This is a genomic window from Rhizobium sp. BIGb0125, assembly GCF_024810055.1.
Taxonomy (GTDB): Bacteria; Pseudomonadota; Alphaproteobacteria; order Rhizobiales; family Rhizobiaceae; genus Agrobacterium.
In genome coordinates, this window is sequence record NZ_JANUDV010000004.1 from 520,081 (window position 1) to 538,682 (window position 18,602).

An 18,602-nucleotide genomic window follows, 5' to 3' on the forward strand; every position below is an offset into this window, starting at 1 on the left:
CATCAACCCTCCTGCACCAGCTCGCTCTCATGCCACCGGCTGAGCAAAGCATGTTGCACCTTGGCCATGATGAACCAGATCGTCAGACCAAAGGCGGAGAGCATGAAAAGTGCCGCGAACATGCGGGCGACATCCAGCATCGCGCCGCTTTCAACGATGGTCCAGGCAAGGCCTGTGGCATTACCAGCGCCAGCAACAAATTCGGCAACCACGGCACCAATGACTGAAAGACCGGAGGATATCCGCGCCCCTGCCAGTATGAAGGGAAGTGCGGATGGCAGTTGCAGGTAGCGAAAACGCTGCCAGCGGGTTGCCTTGTAGAGGCTGAAGACGTTGCGCAGGCCGTGATCGGCAGATTTCATGCCGACTGCGGTGTTGGACAGCATGGGAAAGAAAGCCACGATCCAGGCAAGGATCATCAGTCCAAGCCATACCCGGTTCAGGCCAACCCAGATTACCACGAGCGGAGCAATCGCCACCATCGGGGTCACCTGCAGGGCAACGGCATAGGGCCAGAGGATACGTTCCACCTGCTTGTTTTGGGTCAGAAGCACGCCCAGGGTTACGCCGGATACGAGTGCGGCGACAAAGGCGCAGACGGTGATCGATGCAGTGAACCCAAGAGCGCTCAACAGCGAGGGGAACTCATCGACCATCTTGACGATAATTGCCGACGGTGGTGGCAGGATAAAACGCGACACCTGAAAATGGGTGACCAGTGCTTCCCATGCAATGAGGAAAATAACACCGCCGAGAGCTGGAGCAGCAGTCTCGGCCGCCGCCCTGCGCCATTTGACCGGGGTTGGATTGGAAGAGCTCACAGCAAGATCGGTCAAGACGGCACTCCCGAAAGTTTGGCGATGGGCAGACGCAGGGTTGAGCTATGCGACGGGCCATGTGACACGCAAATCGTCGTAACCACCGCCTTTGTTTTTGGGGTGGATACCGGGTCTTCACCGGTGCCGGGATTGACCGGATGGGCGGGGTAATCGGAGGCTGCAATGGATAGTCGCAACTGTTCACCCGCCAGAATGGTCGAACACGTTGTTGTCAGAGGCAGGGTGTAGGTTCCCTCGCCAGCGTCTCTATAATGTGCATAACCGCTCGAAATCTGCAGGACCCTACCGTCCTTTGTGACTGCGGAGAGAACGCAGGACAGATCGAAACTCGGGCAATCTGAGGTCGCGGATATCTCGATCACCGGTTCTCCGGCCAAGGTCAGGCTGGATTGCAACGGCGCGGTCGTGAATGTCAGAACATCACCGCGCTCGTCAGTGATGCGGCGGTCGACAGGGCCGGCCGGTACGCCGTAACAGCCACCGCTTACAGGAGCTGGGCGCCAAGGATCGTGTACGATGTAATCGCTGGCATCCAATAGACCTTGCTGTTCGCTCAACGTGCCGTCATCGGCGCGGATCGCCGCACGTCCGGTGCTGCCAAGGTAGAAGGTCTGCTCATCCTCAGGCCAGCTTTCCAGGTCGCGCCAGGATTTTGTGCCCATGTCGAAGAATGAGATTGGCTTGCTGGTGATTTCGGTAGTTGGCTTATGTTTGAGAGCCTGATCGAAGAATCGGATATGCTCCATGTCGGTGTCTCGCTCCGCCGCAGGCCCGAAGTCGACAGTGCCGACCTTGCTGACCCAAGGGAAATGGACCCAGGGGCCGATGATCAACCGTGATATGCCGTCATCGCCGTGCGAAAGCTCTTTCCACGCTTTGATCGTGCTGGCCAGATGTGTGTCAAACCAACCGCCAATGACCAGCACGGGGAGTTTGCGGGCCTTGATTTTTTCGGCATGGGTTGAAGGGGAAATTTTGGCCCAAAAATCGGAGTCCGCAGGTGTTTCAAGCCAGTCCATGACATGAGAGTAATCGCGGTATTTTGCCAGAATTTCGGGCTTTGCGGCAATTGGACCGTTAACCGGTAGGTTGGCGGATACAGCCATCAGTGCCGCGTAGGCTTCGTCGTCACCGGCACGGCGTGCAGCTTCGGCGGTGATCTGAATGCCCCAGCCGACCATCTGTTTCATCCGCAGCGCGCCGTTTTCATAGGCCCAGGTGGAACCTGCATCCCATGGACCCATGGCCGGTGCGATGGCCTTTAGCGACGGGCTGTTGCCAGCGGCGGCAAGGAGCTGGTTGTAGGACTGATAGGAAAAACCATACATGCCGACATCGCCGGTCGATCCTTCCAGTGCTGCAGCCCATTCAACCGCTTGCGCACCATCCTCGATATCGTTTTCGCCGGGACGGAACACACCTTCCGACGTGCCGCGACCACGGATGTCCTGGACCACAACGATATAACCATGCGACGCATACCAGGCCGGATGCGCGTAACAGATGGTGCATGCGATGCGACGGCCATAGGCTTGCCGCTGAAGAAGCACCGGGTAAGGGCCGGGGCCAACCGGACGGTAGATATCTGCATCAAGCCTTATGCCGTCACTCAAATGCATCGACTGCGTTTCCGGAGGCAAAACGGCAAGCCTGCCAGTGAGGTCTTTGGTGTTTGAAATGTCGTTCATGCCTGACGCCGATCCCATTTGTCTGTTGGAAGTTCGATGGCGAATTTTTCATCGGCCTTGTCGTCGATTTCGAAGCGGCCTGGATTGAGCAGATTGTAAGGATCGACCTGACGTTTGAAGGCGATCTCGCGTTCGGTGATTTCCTTTTTGCCGACGGCGCGCACATTGGAGGTATGTGAGTTGGAGACCACGGCTCCGGCCTCCTGCATCAGCCGCACCATGGTCGCCATCTGTTCCGGGCTTTCGTAAACGAAATAGGGCGAGCCGGAGCCAACCACCTGACCACCAACGCGCAGGATTTCCATGCGCATCGGGCCATAATGGCTGACCTTGTCGTGCACCCGCTGCACAAGTCCCACCAGATCGGCATCGCGGAAGAAGCCTTCGACGACGGAACGGCCGGGCTCGGTCTTCTGAATCTGGAACAGCGCGTGGCCGAACACGAATTCCCAGATCGGCCCGCCATAGGGACCTTTGCCTTCTCGCGCGGACGAAACGATGGTGCCACCGAAGGAGGCGACACAGGCCTCGAAATCCTCCCAATTGTCTTTTGCGATCATGGTCGAGCAGATCGAATGACCTTCGGGCACGATATCGGCAAATTGCCGGATCAGCTTTGGTGTTGGCCATTCCTGAACCGAAACGACCTTGCGGTTGATGCCCGCTTCATTGGCAAGCGTCACGCCAAAACGCACCGCCTGCATGTATTCCGGGAAAGCAACGATTGCTTCGATCCAAGGCCATGCCGGAGCAAGTGGCATCTCGACTTCGGTGATGATGCCGGTTGCGCCATAGGTATGGTGAATGAGCTGCGCGTCTGGCCCACGCAGTTCGATCAAGCGTGGTTCTTCCTCCATTGTCAGCACCTGCGCGCCGGCAATATTGCCGCGATCACGCAGGATGCCGTAGACGACCGAACCCGGCCCGCCGGTACCGCCAGCGATGTGGCCGGCGATGGTAGCAATGCGAGCTGTTGTCGGGTGGACGCGCAACTCCCAGCCGATCTCGCGGGCTGCCTTGTCAATGTCGATGACCAGTGTGCCTGCCTTAGCGCGGGCCATGCCGGGAGCTAGCTCGACCATGCCGGCATAGGCGCTCATGTCGAGCAGGATGCCGCCCCGCAGCGGCACGCTCTGGCCGTAATTGGCAGACCCGCCACCTCGTTCGGTGATGGGGATGCGATAACGGACCGCTGCCGAGACGACTCGCTTCAACTCCTCAATGGTTTTCGGCGTGACGACTACATCGGCCTGCTTGCCTTCCAGCATGGTGCGCAGCAGCGGGCTGACGGCGTAGCGGTCACGGCTTTTGACGCGAATGCGGCGCGGGTCCATCGTCAATTCGACACCCTCAATGGCGGCGGCGAACTCGGTCAGCGGGTATGAGGTCATTGGCTCATTTCCCCTTCGTGTACATTGTCTCGGATGTGATGCGATCGAGTGGGTAGTGGGCAATTTCGCCAATCAGCTTGATCAGTCGGTCAGACGCCCGCTCGACGGTGATGCGGCCGCGCTCCGCGTCGGCTGCGGCGGCATTGCCGCAAGCGCCGGACGGGTGAATATCCTGCGACTGCCAGCCGAAACCGACTGCACCGCCTTCGGTCATCAGCATGTCGTATTCTTTTTCGAGCTGCTTGGAGAGCGGTACGAAATCCTCGGCATATTGCATGTCGACGAGTTCCGGGTGCAGGTAACGAAGGACGCTGGTTTCGACTTCGCCGGCATGAATGCCGTGTTTGCGTTCTTCGCCATCGAAAAGGTCGCTCAGGTCGGTGAAGCGCGACCACTGCGATGAAACGGCGAACATGCCGAGATTGACCCGCAATTGGCGGCAGACGATTTCCATGACCTGCGGCTGGCCACCATGCGAATTGACGAACAGCACTTTGCGCACACCAGCGCGGTAGGCGCTTTCGCAGACTTCGTACCAGAGACGGCCGAGCGTTTCGGCAGACAGTGTCAATGTTCCGGGGAAGGCAGAATGTTCGTTGGATTTGCCAACACTCATGGTTGGTAGGATAAGGGCTGGAAAATCGGGTGCCATCTTGGCGACCGCATGTTCCATGATGCCATTGTTTATGGCGGCGTCCACTCGGACGGGTAGATGCGGTCCGTGTTGTTCGACGGCGCCAACCGGTAGAACGGCCACGATCTTGCTCATGTCCAGCGTTGCAAAGTCACGCGCCGTCAGATCCCACCACCAATGCGATTTCAGTTTCATACTCATATTCCCGGTTATTATGCGAAGTGTTGTGAGAGGGGCGGCAAGCGCCCGCCCTCGACGTCGTTGTTAGTTCATCGGCTTTTCGAGAAACTGTGTCGTAAAGGCGCTGGCGTAGTCGAAGTCCGCAGCAAACAGACCGTTAGCGACCAGCATCTCATAGTGAGACTTCCATCGCTCAGCTGAGATCCAGCCAATACCGTGTTTGGCGGTGTCGTCGTTTTCGACCAGGTTATTGGCCGTCATCATCTCGTGGCTGTAATCCATCAGCTCTTTGGTGATCTGGGGATTGAGCTTGTTGATGGCAGCAAAAGCGACCGACGGGTCTTTCAGGAAATCGACCCAGCCCTTGCGAGAGCCGTCAACGAGGCACTGTACGACCTCAGGCTTCTCATCGATCATCTTCTGCGAGACAACGACGATCACGGTGTAGGGGTTGTAACCCATGTCCGACAGCAGGAAGTAGGATGGCAGCTTGCCGGTCTCAGCCTTGATGCGGAAGGGTTCCTGCGTCACGACACCCTGCTGGATGGAGGTTTTGTCCGACATCCAGGTTGCTATCTGGCCAGTGTAAGTGCGCAGCTGATCGTCGGTGTAGCCATATTTGGATTTCAGGAATGGCCAGAAAGTCGTGCGGTTGCTCTGCGAAATCAAGACAGGTTTGTCCTTGATGTCTTCAGGCTTCTTAATGCCGGATTCGTCGTGGTACAGCATCACCGTCAGGAATTTCTGCATCGACGCCATCACGGCCTTGGCCGGGAAGCCGACCGAATTCATGCGCAAAACACCATCATTCTGCGGCAGCAGGGCCACATCGACCGCGCCTGTTGTCAGAAGCTGGGTTGGATCGATACCTGGTGCGCCTTCGCGCAATGTCATGTCGATTCCACAGGCGGCATAATAGCCTTTCTCAAGAGCTTCATAGAAACCTGCAAATTCCGGCTGGGCTTTCCAGCTTAGCTGAAAGGTGACTGGTTCGTTGGCGGCTGCGGGAGCGGCCAGGCCTGCAAAGACGGCCAGGGCCGCGATGGAGGATTTCAGGTAATTGCCTATCTTCATTTTCATTGTTCCCTTATTGTTGTTTTGGGGTATGCGATCAGGCGGTTTTGGCTTCCAGCCAGCCATCGGTTTTCAAAAATTTATCGATGACGGCATCCTTGGTTTCATCAATCTCGAAACGGCCCGGATTGAGCAGGCCTTCGGGATCCATGCGTTTCTTGAAGGCGATGTCGGCCGGGCCGATTTCCTTTTTCCCGACGCCACGCACGTTTGAGGCATGGGGATTGGCGACGCGAATTCCCTCTTCGCGCATCATCCGCACGACATCGTCGACCTCTTCTTCCTTTTCGAACGTGATGAAGGTTGAGCCGGAGCAAACGAGATCGCCTTCCCAGCGGCGAACCTCCAGCCGCAGGGGGCCGGTGTGACGGATGCGCTCATAAACCCGCAAAACCTGACCCTTGAGGTCGCTTGAGCGGAAAAATCCCTCAACCTCTGTGACCGTCGGCACGGTTTTCTGGACTTGAAGCGTTGTGTGACCAAAGGCAAATTCATGCATTGGCCTGCCGTAGGGTCCTTTGGCTTCAGGTGCCTCGGTCAGGATCGTGCCGCCGGCCTCGCTGACCATCTCGCGGTAAAGCTCCATCGAGGAGGCATCGATCATTGCCATGACCACGGACTGTCCTTGCGGCACAAAGGGTGCGAAAGGGGTAAGCCACTGACCGATTGGCCACTCGTAAGCCGAGGCCAGTTTTTTGACTAGCCCGGTCTCGTAACCGATTGCCAGTGCGTGACGTATGGCTGTCGGGTAGTCGTTGAAACCGACCAGGATCTCAACCCATTTGCGGGCCGGTGCCAGCGCAAATTCGACTTCGGTAATGATGCCGTTGGTGCCGTAGCCATGCTGCAGAAGACGGGTCTCCTTGCCGCGTAGTTCCACCAGTTGCGGCTCCGCTTCTACGGAACAGGCTTCCAGTGCGATGATGTTGCCCCGGTCACGCAGGACGCCCCAGGTGATAGAACCCACACCGCCCGTGCCGCCTGCGATGAAGCCGCCAATCGTTGCCTGTCGTCTGGTGGTCGGGAAGAAACGCAGTTCCTGTCCCGTTTCCTGAACTGCGGCCTCGATATCCTCGATCTTCGTTCCCGCAAGAGCGCGTACGGCACCATCAAGAATGGATACGATACCGCTCAGCCCGGAAAGGTCCAGCATGGCACCGCCACGCAGCGGAACACTCTGACCATAATTTGCGGTTCCCGCACCACGTGGTGTCAGTGATATGCGGTGCTTGTGGGCGACTTTGGCAACCGTCAGAACCTCATCCTTTGTGCGGGGCGACACCACCAGTTCCGCCTGCAATCCCGCCAGTGTCTTTTGCAAGAGCGGGCTCAGCGAATAATGATCGCGGCTTTTTGTCCGGATGGTGCGTGGATCTGTTGTTGCGGGAATACCGCCAAGATCTGAAATGAAGGCATGAATATCAGACATTCCGGCCTCCTGCGGCTTAACGGTCGGCGTTGATAAGTGAGACGTGAGCGGCGGCAATTTTCCAGCCGTCGACGGTACGTATCCAGGTCTGGCTCTGGCGCCCTCGGGTGCCGGTTGCTGGCCTGATAAATTCGAGATTACAGGTCGCGACATCGGTTCCGTGGGTCGTGATGACGCGGCGAAGGACGTCCCGTTGCGGCGAGCCGCCAGTACGCCCGACACGGTAGGCGCGGATTTCTTCTATGCCGTAGAGATTTTCGGCAATGCCGTAGCGTAGCGTTTCGCTGGCAGACCAGAAAAGCGCGTCAAGCGTGTCCAGATCATTCGCCATCAATGCCACCTCATAGGCGTCACACAAAATGGTGACTTCGGCGATGACGTCGGGCAAATTGACCGGCAATACGGCTGCGCTTGACGGAGTGGTGTTCGTCGTCATGCCAGCTGCTCCCGAATTTCGTTGGAACCGCAGACAAAACCGAAGCACTGGCGCACATTGTAGAGGGTAGCATCCATGCAGAAGGTCGGTGATGTCGTGGCCGAACAATCTTCCAGCATGATGCAGTCGAAACCCCGGAAGTTTCCGTCCTGTAGTGTGCACAGAACACATTGGTCCGCATTCACGCCAGCAAACAGCAAGGTTGTAACGCCGAGATTGCGCAGGATGCTTTCCAGAACTGTGTCATGAAAACCGGACATGCTGTATTTGTCGACACAGATATCATCCGGCTCGATAGCCAGTTCATCAACGACCTGTGCAGCCCAGCTTCCGACCTGAAGAACCTCCGCGTTGCGTGATGGCAACTTGTCGCCGATGCCGATGCTGACGCCGTCCGAATTGTAGACATGCAGCACGCCGGGCGAAAGGTTGGCGCGGTCCGCCCTGTTGCCCCAGTTCACCCAGATCACGGGGACGTCGGATTTGCGCAGCACTGGTAAAAGCGCTTTTAACGGCTCAATCGGCGCGCGTGCAGGGGTAACGTCTACGCCAATATGGGCAAGCCAGCCGTCGGGATGGCAGAAGTCGTTCTGCATATCGATGACGATGACCGCCGTGCGGGCCGCGTCGAATGTGATGGTGCGGTTACGGTCCTGTACCGAGACTGGACGTGCGCTGACCGGTACACGGATCATGTTGACCGTGTCAGCTGAAACCCGCCATTCATTGCGGGCTGATGGGCCGAGGGGATTGAGGTGCGGCTGGCTTGCCATAGTGTCCATTGATCAAAGCCCCTGCAGAACGCGAAGGTCTTCTTCGTCGAGGCTGATGCGCTGGCCGCTGCGGATAAGTTCGGAAAAATCCTGGTTCGGCGTCATCACGGTCAGTGTGTAAAGCTTTGATGTGCCCGTGTTTTTGACAATGTGGACGCTGCCGGGGTTGAGCAACAATGCATCACCTTTCTTGATCGGCATTTCGTCGCCGTCGCTTGCGGCGGTGCCTTCACCGTGCAGCACGTAGAAAAATTCATGCGCATCTGAGTGGCTGTTGGGAGGCGTTGCGCCGCCGACGTTGAAGATTTCGACGACGAAGATGTTGTCGGTTGGTGCTGATTTCGGGTCGAACAGGATGGCGAAGTAGTTGGTATCCGTCGGCGAGATCTGGAACGCCTCGGCACTTGTCGCATTTTCAAAAGAAAAGGTTTTCATATTCGCTTCCTATGGAGTATTTGCCTAGTTTGTAGGCGTGGCGTTTTTTCAGGCGCATGGACATTGTTAGCAAGGATAAAATGAATTAAAAGCGCTTAATTGTGTTGTTTGCGTTGCCTTTTGGGCAACATGGATTTGACGTTATGCTGCACGCCAGATTGCTCAGCTATTTCGATGAAGTGGCCCGTTCAGGCTCGATCCGTAAGGCCGCCGAAAAGCTCAATGTCGCGCCGTCCGCGGTCAGCCGGCAGATTCTTGCGTTCGAAGAGGAGCTCGGAACGCCGATTTTTCAGCGCACGACCCGCAAGCTGTTGCTGACGGCGGCGGGTGAAATTCTCATTAGACATATCCGTGCGACGTTGAAGGACATGGAGCGCGTCCAGTCGCAGATCGAGGAGCTGAAAGGCTTAAGACGGGGTGAAATTACGGTCGCGGTTATGAGCGGCCTTGCCGCCAACCTGGTGCCGCGTGCTGTTGCGCATTTCCAGAAGCGTAATCCGCGCGTCAAACTCCAGCTTCGGCTGCTGCCGACTGGTGATGACATCATGGACAGCGTGGAAAATGGTGAGGCACATATCGGTATCGGATTCGACTTTCCATCCAGACCCAATATCCGCGTTCTTGATGTGGCAATCGGCCGTCTGGGCGCCGTCATGGCGCCGGATCATCCGCTGGCGTCGCGGTCCAGCATTCGGATCAGTGATTGCATCGGTTACCGACTGATTGTTGCGGATATGACCATGGCTATCCGGCCGCATCTCGATAGGCTGTTTAGCAAAATGAAGCTGGAGCCGCAGTTTGCGGTAGAGACTAACTCGATTGAGGTCATGCGGCACACGGCCCTGTCGGATGAGGGAATTACTTTCCTGACGCCGTTCGACATTGAATATGAGCTAAGGCAGGGCAGGCTGGTCTATATTCCGATCCATGAATTGGCGCATCACACGCAGCAACTGATGCTGATTGGAAGTGAAAGAACACCAAGTGCTCTTGCCAGCCTGTTTGTCGAGAACCTGCGGCAGGTGATCCAGCAGGTTTCAAGTGTGCCGGACCTAACGTCGACTTAGTGATTTATTGCCCATATCAAAAATGACACTCCGCCCGCGAGAGCGGAACGCCATTTGTTTAATCGTCGCGAAAACAGCCTTAGGCTCGGGCCGCGCCCGGTCTTGAACGCATCACGCAATGGTTGGCAACGGGCAGGTTTTGCCGGACGGACTTGATGTATGGTAGGTCAATCCGCGCCGTAATGGCGGTTACCAAATCCGGGCTCTGCGCAATCATGTGACCCCAAGGATTGACCACCATCGAGTGGCCGTAACATGCCTTCCTGCCGCCAGCATGAGTGCCGGTTTGCCCGACAGCCACAAAATATGTCTGCGTTTCAATGGCGCGCGCCCGTGCCAGGATTTCCCAGTGGTCCTTGCCGGTCGAGAGTGTAAATGCGGCAGGCAGGACAATGATTTCGGAGCCAAGGTCACGCAACCGCTGAAACAGCTCGGGAAAACGGATATCGTAGCAAATACCGCAGCCAACGGTGATATCTCCGACCTTGTAGGTGACGACATCCTCACCGCGACGGATGGAGTCAGACTCGCGGTAGACAATGCCTTCAGGCGTTTCGACATCAAAAAGATGGATCTTGCGGTATCGTGCTATCTGTTGTCCGTCCGGTCCGAACACCAGTGACGTATTGTAGAAGTCCTCTCCTTCCTTTTCGACGATCGATCCCGCATGCAAGGTTACGCCATGTCGCGCTGCGGTTTCTGAGAGAAAGGACCAAGTCTCGCCACCGGGAAATATTTCAGCACTGGCGTGCATGGCGTTTCTGTCATCATCCAAAAATGCAAAATATTCCGGCAAGACGACGAGTTGAGGTTTTTCATCGCGGATGGCGGTCTCAATAAGCTTCGCCGCAGTTTGCAGGTTCGCCGCCTTGTCGTTTTGCGAATTCATCTGGATCAGTGAGATTTTCATGTCGCTATTTCCTTTGTCAGTGCGCTGGCGAGAGAAGTTGCGCGGTGGTGTTCCAGGCGTCACGAAAACCAAGTGCGATGGCACCATGCTCCATGGTCAACACAAGTGTGTGGGCATTATTTTCTAGGGCGAATTGCTTTTCGGAGACACTCCAGGCTGGTAGCAGCCAGTGTTTGCCAGCGGCCTTAGCTGCATCGGCAATCGCTTTCAGATCGGCAAAATCGGCCTCGCTGCGTTTGTAGGATCCGCGGCCGCGCCGCAGGGAGAGATCGCTCGGACCAATAAAAACGCCGTCCACTGTGTCGAGTGACAGGATGTGTTCGATATCTCTCAATGCGCTGGCGTGTTCGATCATTGGGTAACACCTGGTCTTGCGATCCTGATCGATGAACCATTGGTCATCGGGACTGCCATAGGCCACGGTTCGACCTCCGGCAAAGCTGCGCTCGCCATGCGGCGGGAACTTTGCAAAGGCACATGTTTTCTCTGCATGGGCAGCATCAAGAATGTGGGGAATGACCACGGCATCTGCGCCGAAATCCAGCGCCTGCTGGATGGGACCACGCTCAGGCGCCAATACCTTGGCCAGGACCTCCAGCCCCAAACCCTTGAGAACCGGAATGAACCGTTCAAGTGTGTCGAGGTCAAAACTGCCGTGCTCGATATCGAGCACGACGGCGGTGTAGCCGATGGAGGCAGCAATTTCTGCAGCTGCGATGTTCGGCCCGGAGAGCCAGACGGCTGATTTATGTCCGGAATTTTTTGTCATGCGACGGTATCCCTGATCTGGAAATGGATTGGCTGGCGCATTTATCCCAGCACCTGTCTGACGGCGTCGGCGGTGACCGAAACAATCTCTTCTGCCTCTTCACGTGTCAGGCACAGCGGCGGCGCAAAGCCGATGATGTCGCCCTGCGGCATGGCGCGCGCAATGATGCCTCGCTCCAGCATGGCCGCCACGATGGAGGCGCCCACTTTCTTTGATGGATCAAAGAAACGGCGATCATCGCGATCTTCCACCAGTTCCACGGCGGCCATCAGGCCGTCACCACGCACATCACCGACATTGGCGTGGCCGCCAACGGCCTGTGCCAGTGCATCGCGGAACCATGCGCCGGTAACGCGTGCGTTCTCTAGCAGACCCAATTCGTCGATCAGCTCTAGATTGGCGACACCGGCTGCGGCGCAGATAGGGTGGGCAGAGTAGGTCCAGCCATGGCCGATCGGCCCGAGCTGATCAGAACCCTGAACCAGAACATTCCACATTTTTTCGCTGACGATACTGCCGGAAAGCGGTGCATAGGCAGAGGTCAGTCCCTTTGCGATGGTGATCAGGTCCGGTTCCATGCCGTAATGATCTGAGCCGAACATGCTGCCCAATCGCCCAAAGCCGGTGATGACTTCATCGGCAACCAACAAGATATCGTATTTGCGCAAAACGGCCTGAATGGCCTGCCAGTAACCCTGTGGCGGTGGCACGATGCCGCCGGTGCCGAGAATTGGCTCTCCCACGAATGCGGCAATCGTATCCGGGCCTTCGGCTAGAATAAGCTCTTCCAGCTTGTTTGCGCAGTGTGCCGAAAACTGGGCCTCATCCATGCTGCGGTCTTCGCGGCGGAAGAAATAGGGTGCTTCGGTATGCAGGATCGGCGCGCGAGGCAGGTCGAAAGCCTTCTGGAACGCTTCAAGGCCAGTCAGGCTGCCGGTCATGATGCCAGAACCGTGGTAACCGCGCCAACGCGAAATGATCTTCTTCTTTTCCGGACGACCGAGTACGTTGTTGTAATACCAGATCAACTTGATGTTGGTCTCGTTGGCATCGGACCCGGAAAGGCCGAAATAGACGCGGCTCATATTGCGCGGTGCCCGTTCAATGATCATCCGCGCCAGTGTTACTGACGCTTCGGTGCCATGACCGACATAGGCGTGATAGTAAGCCAGTGACCGCGCCTGTTCGGCAATGGCGTCGGCGATTTTCTGGCGGCCGTAACCGACATTCACGCAGTAGAGACCGCCGAAGGCGTCAAGGCTGCGGCGACCATTGGTGTCGGTAATGTAGACGCCTTCGCCGCTGGCGATGGTGCGAATGGGGCTTTCACCGCGTGCATGGGCGCCCATGGCCGTCGAGGGGTGGAAAAAGTGATTGCGGTCCCAAGCGTTAAGATCGTTGCGATGGTCGTTCATGCGTAGTTCCTTTCCATCCCGCGGTCAGCGGGGGTGTCGATGCACAGATATTTGAGTTCAGTGAATGCCTCGATGCCGTGGCGTGAGCCCTCACGCCCCACCCCGGACTGTTTCCAGCCGCCGAATGGCACCGGGCCGCCGGTGATTTTGATGCGGTTGATGGCAACCATGCCAAATTGCAGTGCGCGTCCCATGCGCCACTGGCGCGCGCCGTTTTCCGTCAGCACATAGGCGACAAGGCCGTAATCGGTATTATTGGCGCGTCTGATGACCTCTTCTTCGCTGTCGAATGCGTTGACTGCGGCCACAGGGCCGAATGTCTCCTGGTGCATGATAAGTGCGTCATCCGGCACGTCGGCAAGCAAAGTAGGGGTGTAAAACAGTGATCCGGCCGGGTGACGTTTTCCGCCGGTCAGGCAGCGTGCACCATAGGCCATTGCATCCTTCACCTGGTTTTCAACGCTGTCTATTGCCCGCTGATGCATCAGCGGACCGATCTCCGTTGCCTGATCCAGTCCGTTGCCTACGCGAAGGGCGGCAATACGTTTGGTGAATTGCGTCAGAAACTGTTCGTAGATCGAGCGATGCACGAAGATGCGGTTTGCCGCGAGGCAATCCTGGCCGGAGGTCGCAAATTTTGCGTCCATGGCGATGTCGACTGCACGCGATACGTCTGCATCTTCAAAAACAATCAGAGGTGCATGGCCACCCAGTTCCATGACCAACCGTTTCATCGAGGGTACACACCGTGCGGCAATCAGTTTTCCGACGGTGGTTGATCCCGTAAAACTCAGTGCGCCGACACGATTGTCATCGCACAGTGCTCCGACGATTTCTTTGGAATCGCCGGTCAGTACATTCAAGACACCCGAGGGAATGCCGGCACGCTCGGCGAGTTCCACCAAGGCCAACGCAGAAAGCGGTGTTTCTCCAGAGGGATGGGCGACGACCGTGCAGCCCGCTGCCAGTGCGGCAGCTGCCTTACGTGTCAGCATCGCGGAAGGAAAGTTCCACGGCGTCACCAATGCGGCAACGCCAATCGCTTCCCTGCGGACAATCATCTCCGCGCCAGGAAGATGCGACGTTACGCTCTCCGTGTTGAGGCGTTTGCCCTCTTCTGCATACCATTCCGGGAACGAGGCGGCGTAATCCTGTTCTCCTAGTGCTTCATTGAACGGCTTGCCCTGTTCAAGCACCATGATCCTCGCCAGATCCTCGCGGTGTTCGCGGATAAGCTCTGCCCAGCGACGCAATAGGGTGCCACGCTGTTCCGGCAACAATGCCTGCCAGACGGGAAATGCAGCCGCGGCTGCCGCGACGGTCTCGCGAACGTCGTCCACACCGACGGCAGTGACCCGTGCCACCGGCAGACCGCTTGCCGGGTCATTGACTGCAAAATCGGCAGGTCCGGCGATCCAGCGCCCGCCGGAGTAGGAAAGCTCGCGCAGCAGGCCCGGATCATTCAGGCTGTCGAGTGCGGCATGCCGCCTTTCGTGGCGGCTCATCCGGGCCTCGCTCATGTGTTCTGTCCTTGGCTGTTATTGAATACAGCGAGTATTGCAGAACACGGCGACATGATCGGGCCAAAGAGAGCTGCTGCGCAGCCCGTCCGGTCTGATCCTGGATTGAATTTAGTCCATCCGGTCTTTCACAGCCCGGGTCACGATATAGGTAAAGTAGCGCTGAATACCTATTTCCATGGCCAGCATTCGGTCAACGAGGCGTTGATAACTGTCGATATCAGTGGTTTCCACGGTCAGGAAATAATCGACGCCACCGCCCACTGACCAGCAGGACACAATTTCCGCTATGTCACTGACAGCGCTCTCGAAGCGTTTGAAATCCGCATGGCGATGGCTGGCCAGTGTTACTTCCATCAGCACCCGAACGGGCAGTGGTTGTTCCGCCCTCGATATGCGGGCGTGATAACCGGTGATCACGCCTTGTGCCTCAAGCCGTTTCAATCGCGCCCAGGCAGGGGTGGCCGACAGGCCAACGGCCTCCGCCAGCGCCTGTTTGGTCAGGCGCCCATTGCGCTTCATGGCCTCGATAATGCGCAGGTCTATTGCATCCAGTTTCAGTTTTTCCTCCATGCGGCCGCCGCTACAGTTGCGGAATGGCGTAATCTGGGGTGGTTCGAACATGTTTTCATAATGCACATCGAAACATGCTTGACTATGATTTTTACATATGAAATGTTTTTTGCATCAACATAAAACAAGAGGGCGAACTTATGTCACTGTCGAAACCGGCCTTGCGTGCACTATTTGCATCTGTGGCCCTAGCTATCCCCGGACTGGCTGTAGCCAACACACTGAACGTGCAGATTACCGCTGATATCAGAAGCTCCCAACCGGGTATAAACCGCGATGCTGGCACGGATTCAGTCATGCTCAACGTGGTTGAAGGACTGGTTGCGGCGGGTGATAAGGGCGAAATCCACCCAATGCTGGCCAAGGCATGGACGGTATCCGACGATGGCAAAAGCTATACATTCACGCTGCGTGACGGCGTGAAATTTCACAATGGTGAGACGATGACCGCTGCCGATGTGCAGTGGAGCCTTGAAAAACTCATTCGTGATCCGGAATTCAGTTGCAAGACATTCTTTGACGGCAGCCGTGACGCCAAGGTGGAAACAATCGAAGCGAAGGACAACACGGTTGTCGTAACGCTCGATCGTCCCGATGCGATGTTCCTGAACTATATGGCGCAGGCGCAGTGTGGTTCTACAGGTATCGTCCACCGTGCGTCATTCGGAGATGACGGTAAATGGAAGGCGCCAATCGCCACCGGCCCATTTGAATTCGGAGAATGGAAGCGCGGGCAGGGGCTGACACTGAAGAAGTTCACTGACTACTCCATTTCAGGAGAGCAGCCCGATGGTTACGGCGGACGCAAGGAAGTTCTTGTGGATGAGGTGAAGTATGTTGTGGTGCCAGACACCGCAACGGCGGTGGCCGGTCTCAAAAGTGGCGCTCTTGATGTGCTGCCCTACCTTCCGCCGGGCGAGGCCGCAAAGTTGAAGGACGAAAAAGACTTCAATATCGTTGCGGCTCCTCACGGTGGCCTCGTGACCATGCTGTTCCAGACGGCTGATCCATTGATGTCGAAGGTTGAAATGCGTCAAGCTGTCATTGCCGCGCTGGATACGCCGCAGATCGTTGATTCCGTAACCTACGGGCTGGGTGTCCCCAACAATTCGCTCGTTGCATCCGGCTCGCTTTATCATACGGCGGCACAGGACAAGGGGTACACCTATGACCCAACTGCGGTGAAAGCCTTGCTCGACAAGGCAGGCTACAAGGGCGAGAAGATCAATATTCTCACCAACCGTCGTTCGGCCATCAACTACGATACCGCAATCATTGCGCAGGCCATGTTGCAGTCTGCCGGTATCAATGCGGAAATCGAAGTTCTTGAATGGGCAAGCCAACTCGACCGCTTCAACAGCGGCAAATACCAGATCATGGCATTCAATTATTCCAACCGCACCGATCCGGCGCTCGCCTATCAGACCGTTGTCGGTTCGAAAGCCAAAAAAGCCAATGCTGTCTGGGATGATGCTGATGTCAGCAAACTCGTCAATCAGGCGCTGCAGGAAACCGATCAGGCAAAACGTCAGGCAATCTTTGATGACCTGCATGCCCGTTTTCTGGAGCAGGCACCGCTGGTGATGCTGGCCAACGGCCTCGATGTCGGCGTGTCCGGCCCGAAGGTAAAGGGATATCGCACCTGGCAGGGCTTTGCCCGCTTCTGGGGTGTTGAGAAAACCCAGTGAGAATGACTGGCGGATACTGACCATGCTGAAATTTGCCCTGAGCCGATTATTGTCGGCAGTCCCCACCCTGTTCATCGTTTCGGTGGCGGTGTTTGGCCTCATCCGCCTGATACCCGGCGACCCGGCCAGTCTGATGCTCGGCGATCTCGCCGATGCGGATGCGCTGGCCGCCGCCCGCAAGACGATGGGACTGGATAAACCCGTGCCGCTGCAATTTGTCATCTGGCTCGGCAATGTCGTGCAAGGTGACCTCGGCCACTCTGTGCTGAATGGCCAGCCGGTGCTTGATCTTGTGTTGCAGCGTTTTTCGACCAGTGCGTGGATGGTGCTGATTGCAGTTGGTCTTTCCGTACTCATTGCCGTGCCACTCGGCATGGCAGCGGCATGGAAACAGAATGGCGGACTTGATCTTGCTATTGTTGCCATGTCCACTTTGCTGCTTTCAGTCCCGACCTTCTGGTTGGGATTGATGATCCTGCTCGGCTTCGGCCTCAAACTCGGCTGGTTACCGGTGCTGGGTTATGTATCGGTCACTGACGACCCGATTGCCGGATTGATCTACCTGATCATGCCAGTCGCAACGCTGGTGCTCCATGAAGTAGGCATTATCGTTCGTATGGCCCGTGCCTCGACGCTTGATGTCCTGCGGCTGGATTACATTACCCATGCCCGCGCCAAGGGGTTGGGTGAGGCGGCGGTGCTTCTGCGCCATGCGGCACGCAATGCCTTCGGCCCGACCTGGACGCTTATCGGTCTTATTCTCGGCAACCTTCTTGGCGGTGTTGCGGTGGTGGAAACCGTGTTCACCATTCCGGGGCTCGGCCGACTGATTGTCGATTCCATCTACGCTCGTGATTACGCTGTGGTGCAGGGATGCCTGCTGTTTGTGGCTGTCACCTACCTGCTCGTCAATTTGCTGGTTGACCTGCTCTATCCCCTGTTCGATCCGAGAGTGACTGCAGAATGAAACGCCATCAACGAAACCGTATCCTCGGCGGCGCCCTTCTCGTCTGTTTTTTTGGGGCCGCACTTGCCGGACGCATCTGGACACCTTTCGATCCGATGCGCATCGATCTGCGCTCCAAGTTGCAGGCGCCGGATGCTGCCCACTGGTTTGGAACAGACGAATTCGGTCGTGACGTGCTGTCCCGACTGATGACCGCAGCAGGTACCAGTGTCTCGATCAGCCTTGTGACGGTGTGCATTGCAGTTCTGGCCGGCGTGTCGTTTGGTGTTCTGGCGGGGTATGCCCGTGGCTGGACGGACCGCGTCATCATGGCATTCAACGATGCGCTGCTGGCGTTTCCCAGCATGTTGCTGGCGCTGGCGCTGCTATCGATTACCGGCGCCAATATGTACGGTATCATCCTGGCGCTCGGCATTGCCTATACGCCGTCCATGGTTCGCGTTGTGCGCGGTTCGGTGCTGTCCCTGCGTGAGCGGGAGTTTATCGAAGCGTCCCGCATCATGGGCAATTCGGCCGCCTATACCATGTTCCGCCACATCGTGCCGAACTGCCTTGGTCCGGTGATCGTGCTGGCAACCTCCATGTTCGGATCGGTCCTGCTGACTGAGAGTGCACTCAGCTTCCTTGGTCTTGGTGTGCCGCCGCCAGCGCCGACCTGGGGCAACATGCTGGCCAGTGGCCGTCCCCATATCGCAGAAGCTGTATGGCTCGGCATCTTCCCTGGTCTCTGCATTTCGCTGTCGCTGCTTGGCATAAATCTGTTCGGTGATGCGATCCGCGACCGTTTCGACCCCCGCATGCGAGGATTGTAAGC

Annotated in this window: 18 protein-coding genes; 4 read left to right on the forward strand and 14 right to left on the reverse strand. The window is 57.1% G+C overall.

All coding sequences use genetic code 11. From position 1 onward, the window contains the following. Window positions 1–2 precede the first annotated feature (2 nt). The 9 genes from M2418_RS14020 to M2418_RS14060 form a co-directional block, all read right to left on the reverse strand. Window positions 3–836 carry an ABC transporter permease gene (locus tag M2418_RS14020; protein ID WP_259147245.1) on the reverse strand — a complete coding sequence of 278 codons (834 nt, stop codon included), beginning with the start codon at window positions 834–836 and terminating at the stop codon, window positions 3–5. After that, window positions 833–2,527: a CocE/NonD family hydrolase gene (locus M2418_RS14025; protein WP_259147248.1), complete on the reverse strand. Its 1,695-nt coding sequence runs from the start codon at window positions 2,525–2,527 to the stop codon at window positions 833–835. Before M2418_RS14025 ends, M2418_RS14020 begins: the two co-directional genes overlap by 4 nt. Further along, the gene (locus M2418_RS14030; RefSeq protein ID WP_259147251.1) at window positions 2,524–3,918 is read right to left on the reverse strand and encodes an FAD-binding oxidoreductase; all 1,395 of its coding nucleotides are present in this window, start codon (window positions 3,916–3,918) and stop codon (window positions 2,524–2,526) included. The genes M2418_RS14025 and M2418_RS14030 overlap by 4 nt, the downstream gene beginning before the upstream one ends. Before the next feature lie 4 nt (window positions 3,919–3,922). Beyond that, on the reverse strand, window positions 3,923–4,747 hold the full coding sequence (locus M2418_RS14035) for a creatininase family protein (RefSeq protein ID WP_259147254.1): 825 nt from the start codon (window positions 4,745–4,747) through the stop codon (window positions 3,923–3,925). Between the two features lie 69 nt (window positions 4,748–4,816). Continuing rightward, the gene (locus M2418_RS14040; RefSeq protein WP_259147257.1) at window positions 4,817–5,812 is read right to left on the reverse strand and encodes an ABC transporter substrate-binding protein; all 996 of its coding nucleotides are present in this window, start codon (window positions 5,810–5,812) and stop codon (window positions 4,817–4,819) included. A 31-nt stretch (window positions 5,813–5,843) separates the two neighbouring features. Then, window positions 5,844–7,235 carry an FAD-binding oxidoreductase gene (locus M2418_RS14045; protein ID WP_259147259.1) on the reverse strand — a complete coding sequence of 464 codons (1,392 nt, stop codon included), beginning with the start codon at window positions 7,233–7,235 and terminating at the stop codon, window positions 5,844–5,846. A gap of 16 nt (window positions 7,236–7,251) precedes the next feature. Continuing rightward, on the reverse strand, window positions 7,252–7,671 hold the full coding sequence (gene hpxZ, locus M2418_RS14050) for an oxalurate catabolism protein HpxZ (RefSeq protein WP_210323932.1): 420 nt from the start codon (window positions 7,669–7,671) through the stop codon (window positions 7,252–7,254). Continuing rightward, entirely contained in the window at window positions 7,668–8,453 is a 786-nt protein-coding gene (locus tag M2418_RS14055) for a cysteine hydrolase family protein (RefSeq protein WP_192488975.1), read from the reverse strand. Before M2418_RS14055 ends, hpxZ begins: the two co-directional genes overlap by 4 nt. Before the next feature lie 3 nt (window positions 8,454–8,456). Next, entirely contained in the window at window positions 8,457–8,879 is a 423-nt protein-coding gene (locus M2418_RS14060) for a cupin domain-containing protein (RefSeq protein ID WP_192488974.1), read from the reverse strand. Window positions 8,880–9,022: 143 nt separating this feature from the next. Between M2418_RS14060 and M2418_RS14065 the strand changes: the two genes are divergently transcribed. Next, complete coding sequence (locus M2418_RS14065) at window positions 9,023–9,946, forward strand: LysR family transcriptional regulator (protein WP_259147263.1); 924 nt, start codon at window positions 9,023–9,025, stop codon at window positions 9,944–9,946. Window positions 9,947–10,025: 79 nt separating this feature from the next. Here the strand turns inward: M2418_RS14065 and M2418_RS14070 are convergent, their stop codons facing one another. The 5 genes from M2418_RS14070 to M2418_RS14090 form a co-directional block, all read right to left on the reverse strand. Continuing rightward, entirely contained in the window at window positions 10,026–10,856 is an 831-nt protein-coding gene (locus M2418_RS14070) for a carbon-nitrogen hydrolase family protein (protein WP_259147266.1), read from the reverse strand. Window positions 10,857–10,872: 16 nt separating this feature from the next. Next, window positions 10,873–11,625 (reverse strand): aldolase/citrate lyase family protein, encoded by a 753-nt coding sequence (locus M2418_RS14075; RefSeq protein WP_192488971.1) that lies wholly within the window; start codon window positions 11,623–11,625, stop codon window positions 10,873–10,875. A gap of 41 nt (window positions 11,626–11,666) precedes the next feature. Beyond that, window positions 11,667–13,040 (reverse strand): aspartate aminotransferase family protein, encoded by a 1,374-nt coding sequence (locus tag M2418_RS14080; RefSeq protein ID WP_192488970.1) that lies wholly within the window; start codon window positions 13,038–13,040, stop codon window positions 11,667–11,669. Next, window positions 13,037–14,545: an NAD-dependent succinate-semialdehyde dehydrogenase gene (locus M2418_RS14085; protein WP_246787934.1), complete on the reverse strand. Its 1,509-nt coding sequence runs from the start codon at window positions 14,543–14,545 to the stop codon at window positions 13,037–13,039. Before M2418_RS14085 ends, M2418_RS14080 begins: the two co-directional genes overlap by 4 nt. Before the next feature lie 126 nt (window positions 14,546–14,671). Beyond that, on the reverse strand, window positions 14,672–15,133 hold the full coding sequence (locus tag M2418_RS14090) for an Lrp/AsnC family transcriptional regulator (protein WP_259147412.1): 462 nt from the start codon (window positions 15,131–15,133) through the stop codon (window positions 14,672–14,674). A 140-nt stretch (window positions 15,134–15,273) separates the two neighbouring features. Between M2418_RS14090 and M2418_RS14095 the strand changes: the two genes are divergently transcribed. Genes M2418_RS14095 through M2418_RS14105 form a run of 3 tightly spaced genes read left to right on the forward strand, consistent with a single transcriptional unit; the run spans window position 15,274 to window position 18,600 of the window. After that, window positions 15,274–16,821: an ABC transporter substrate-binding protein gene (locus M2418_RS14095; RefSeq protein WP_259147270.1), complete on the forward strand. Its 1,548-nt coding sequence runs from the start codon at window positions 15,274–15,276 to the stop codon at window positions 16,819–16,821. Between the two features lie 22 nt (window positions 16,822–16,843). Beyond that, a complete protein-coding gene (locus M2418_RS14100) occupies window positions 16,844–17,788 on the forward strand; it encodes an ABC transporter permease (protein WP_192488967.1) in 945 nt (314 codons plus the stop codon). Further along, window positions 17,785–18,600: an ABC transporter permease gene (locus tag M2418_RS14105; protein ID WP_259147272.1), complete on the forward strand. Its 816-nt coding sequence runs from the start codon at window positions 17,785–17,787 to the stop codon at window positions 18,598–18,600. Before M2418_RS14100 ends, M2418_RS14105 begins: the two co-directional genes overlap by 4 nt. Window positions 18,601–18,602 lie beyond the last annotated feature (2 nt).

Coding starts and splice junctions, on each gene's coding strand:
- M2418_RS14025 (WP_259147248.1), bottom strand. CDS start 2,527: ATGAACGACATTTCAAACACCAAAGACCTCACTGGCAGGCTTGCCGTT.
- M2418_RS14030 (WP_259147251.1), bottom strand. CDS start 3,918: ATGACCTCATACCCGCTGACCGAGTTCGCCGCCGCCATTGAGGGTGTC.
- M2418_RS14035 (WP_259147254.1), bottom strand. CDS start 4,747: ATGAAACTGAAATCGCATTGGTGGTGGGATCTGACGGCGCGTGACTTT.
- M2418_RS14040 (WP_259147257.1), bottom strand. CDS start 5,812: ATGAAAATGAAGATAGGCAATTACCTGAAATCCTCCATCGCGGCCCTG.
- M2418_RS14045 (WP_259147259.1), bottom strand. CDS start 7,235: ATGTCTGATATTCATGCCTTCATTTCAGATCTTGGCGGTATTCCCGCA.
- hpxZ (WP_210323932.1), bottom strand. CDS start 7,671: ATGACGACGAACACCACTCCGTCAAGCGCAGCCGTATTGCCGGTCAAT.
- M2418_RS14055 (WP_192488975.1), bottom strand. CDS start 8,453: ATGGACACTATGGCAAGCCAGCCGCACCTCAATCCCCTCGGCCCATCA.
- M2418_RS14060 (WP_192488974.1), bottom strand. CDS start 8,879: ATGAAAACCTTTTCTTTTGAAAATGCGACAAGTGCCGAGGCGTTCCAG.
- M2418_RS14065 (WP_259147263.1), top strand. CDS start 9,023: ATGCTGCACGCCAGATTGCTCAGCTATTTCGATGAAGTGGCCCGTTCA.
- M2418_RS14070 (WP_259147266.1), bottom strand. CDS start 10,856: ATGAAAATCTCACTGATCCAGATGAATTCGCAAAACGACAAGGCGGCG.
- M2418_RS14075 (WP_192488971.1), bottom strand. CDS start 11,625: ATGACAAAAAATTCCGGACATAAATCAGCCGTCTGGCTCTCCGGGCCG.
- M2418_RS14080 (WP_192488970.1), bottom strand. CDS start 13,040: ATGAACGACCATCGCAACGATCTTAACGCTTGGGACCGCAATCACTTT.
- M2418_RS14085 (WP_246787934.1), bottom strand. CDS start 14,545: ATGAGCCGCCACGAAAGGCGGCATGCCGCACTCGACAGCCTGAATGAT.
- M2418_RS14090 (WP_259147412.1), bottom strand. CDS start 15,133: ATGGAGGAAAAACTGAAACTGGATGCAATAGACCTGCGCATTATCGAG.
- M2418_RS14095 (WP_259147270.1), top strand. CDS start 15,274: ATGTCACTGTCGAAACCGGCCTTGCGTGCACTATTTGCATCTGTGGCC.
- M2418_RS14100 (WP_192488967.1), top strand. CDS start 16,844: ATGCTGAAATTTGCCCTGAGCCGATTATTGTCGGCAGTCCCCACCCTG.
- M2418_RS14105 (WP_259147272.1), top strand. CDS start 17,785: ATGAAACGCCATCAACGAAACCGTATCCTCGGCGGCGCCCTTCTCGTC.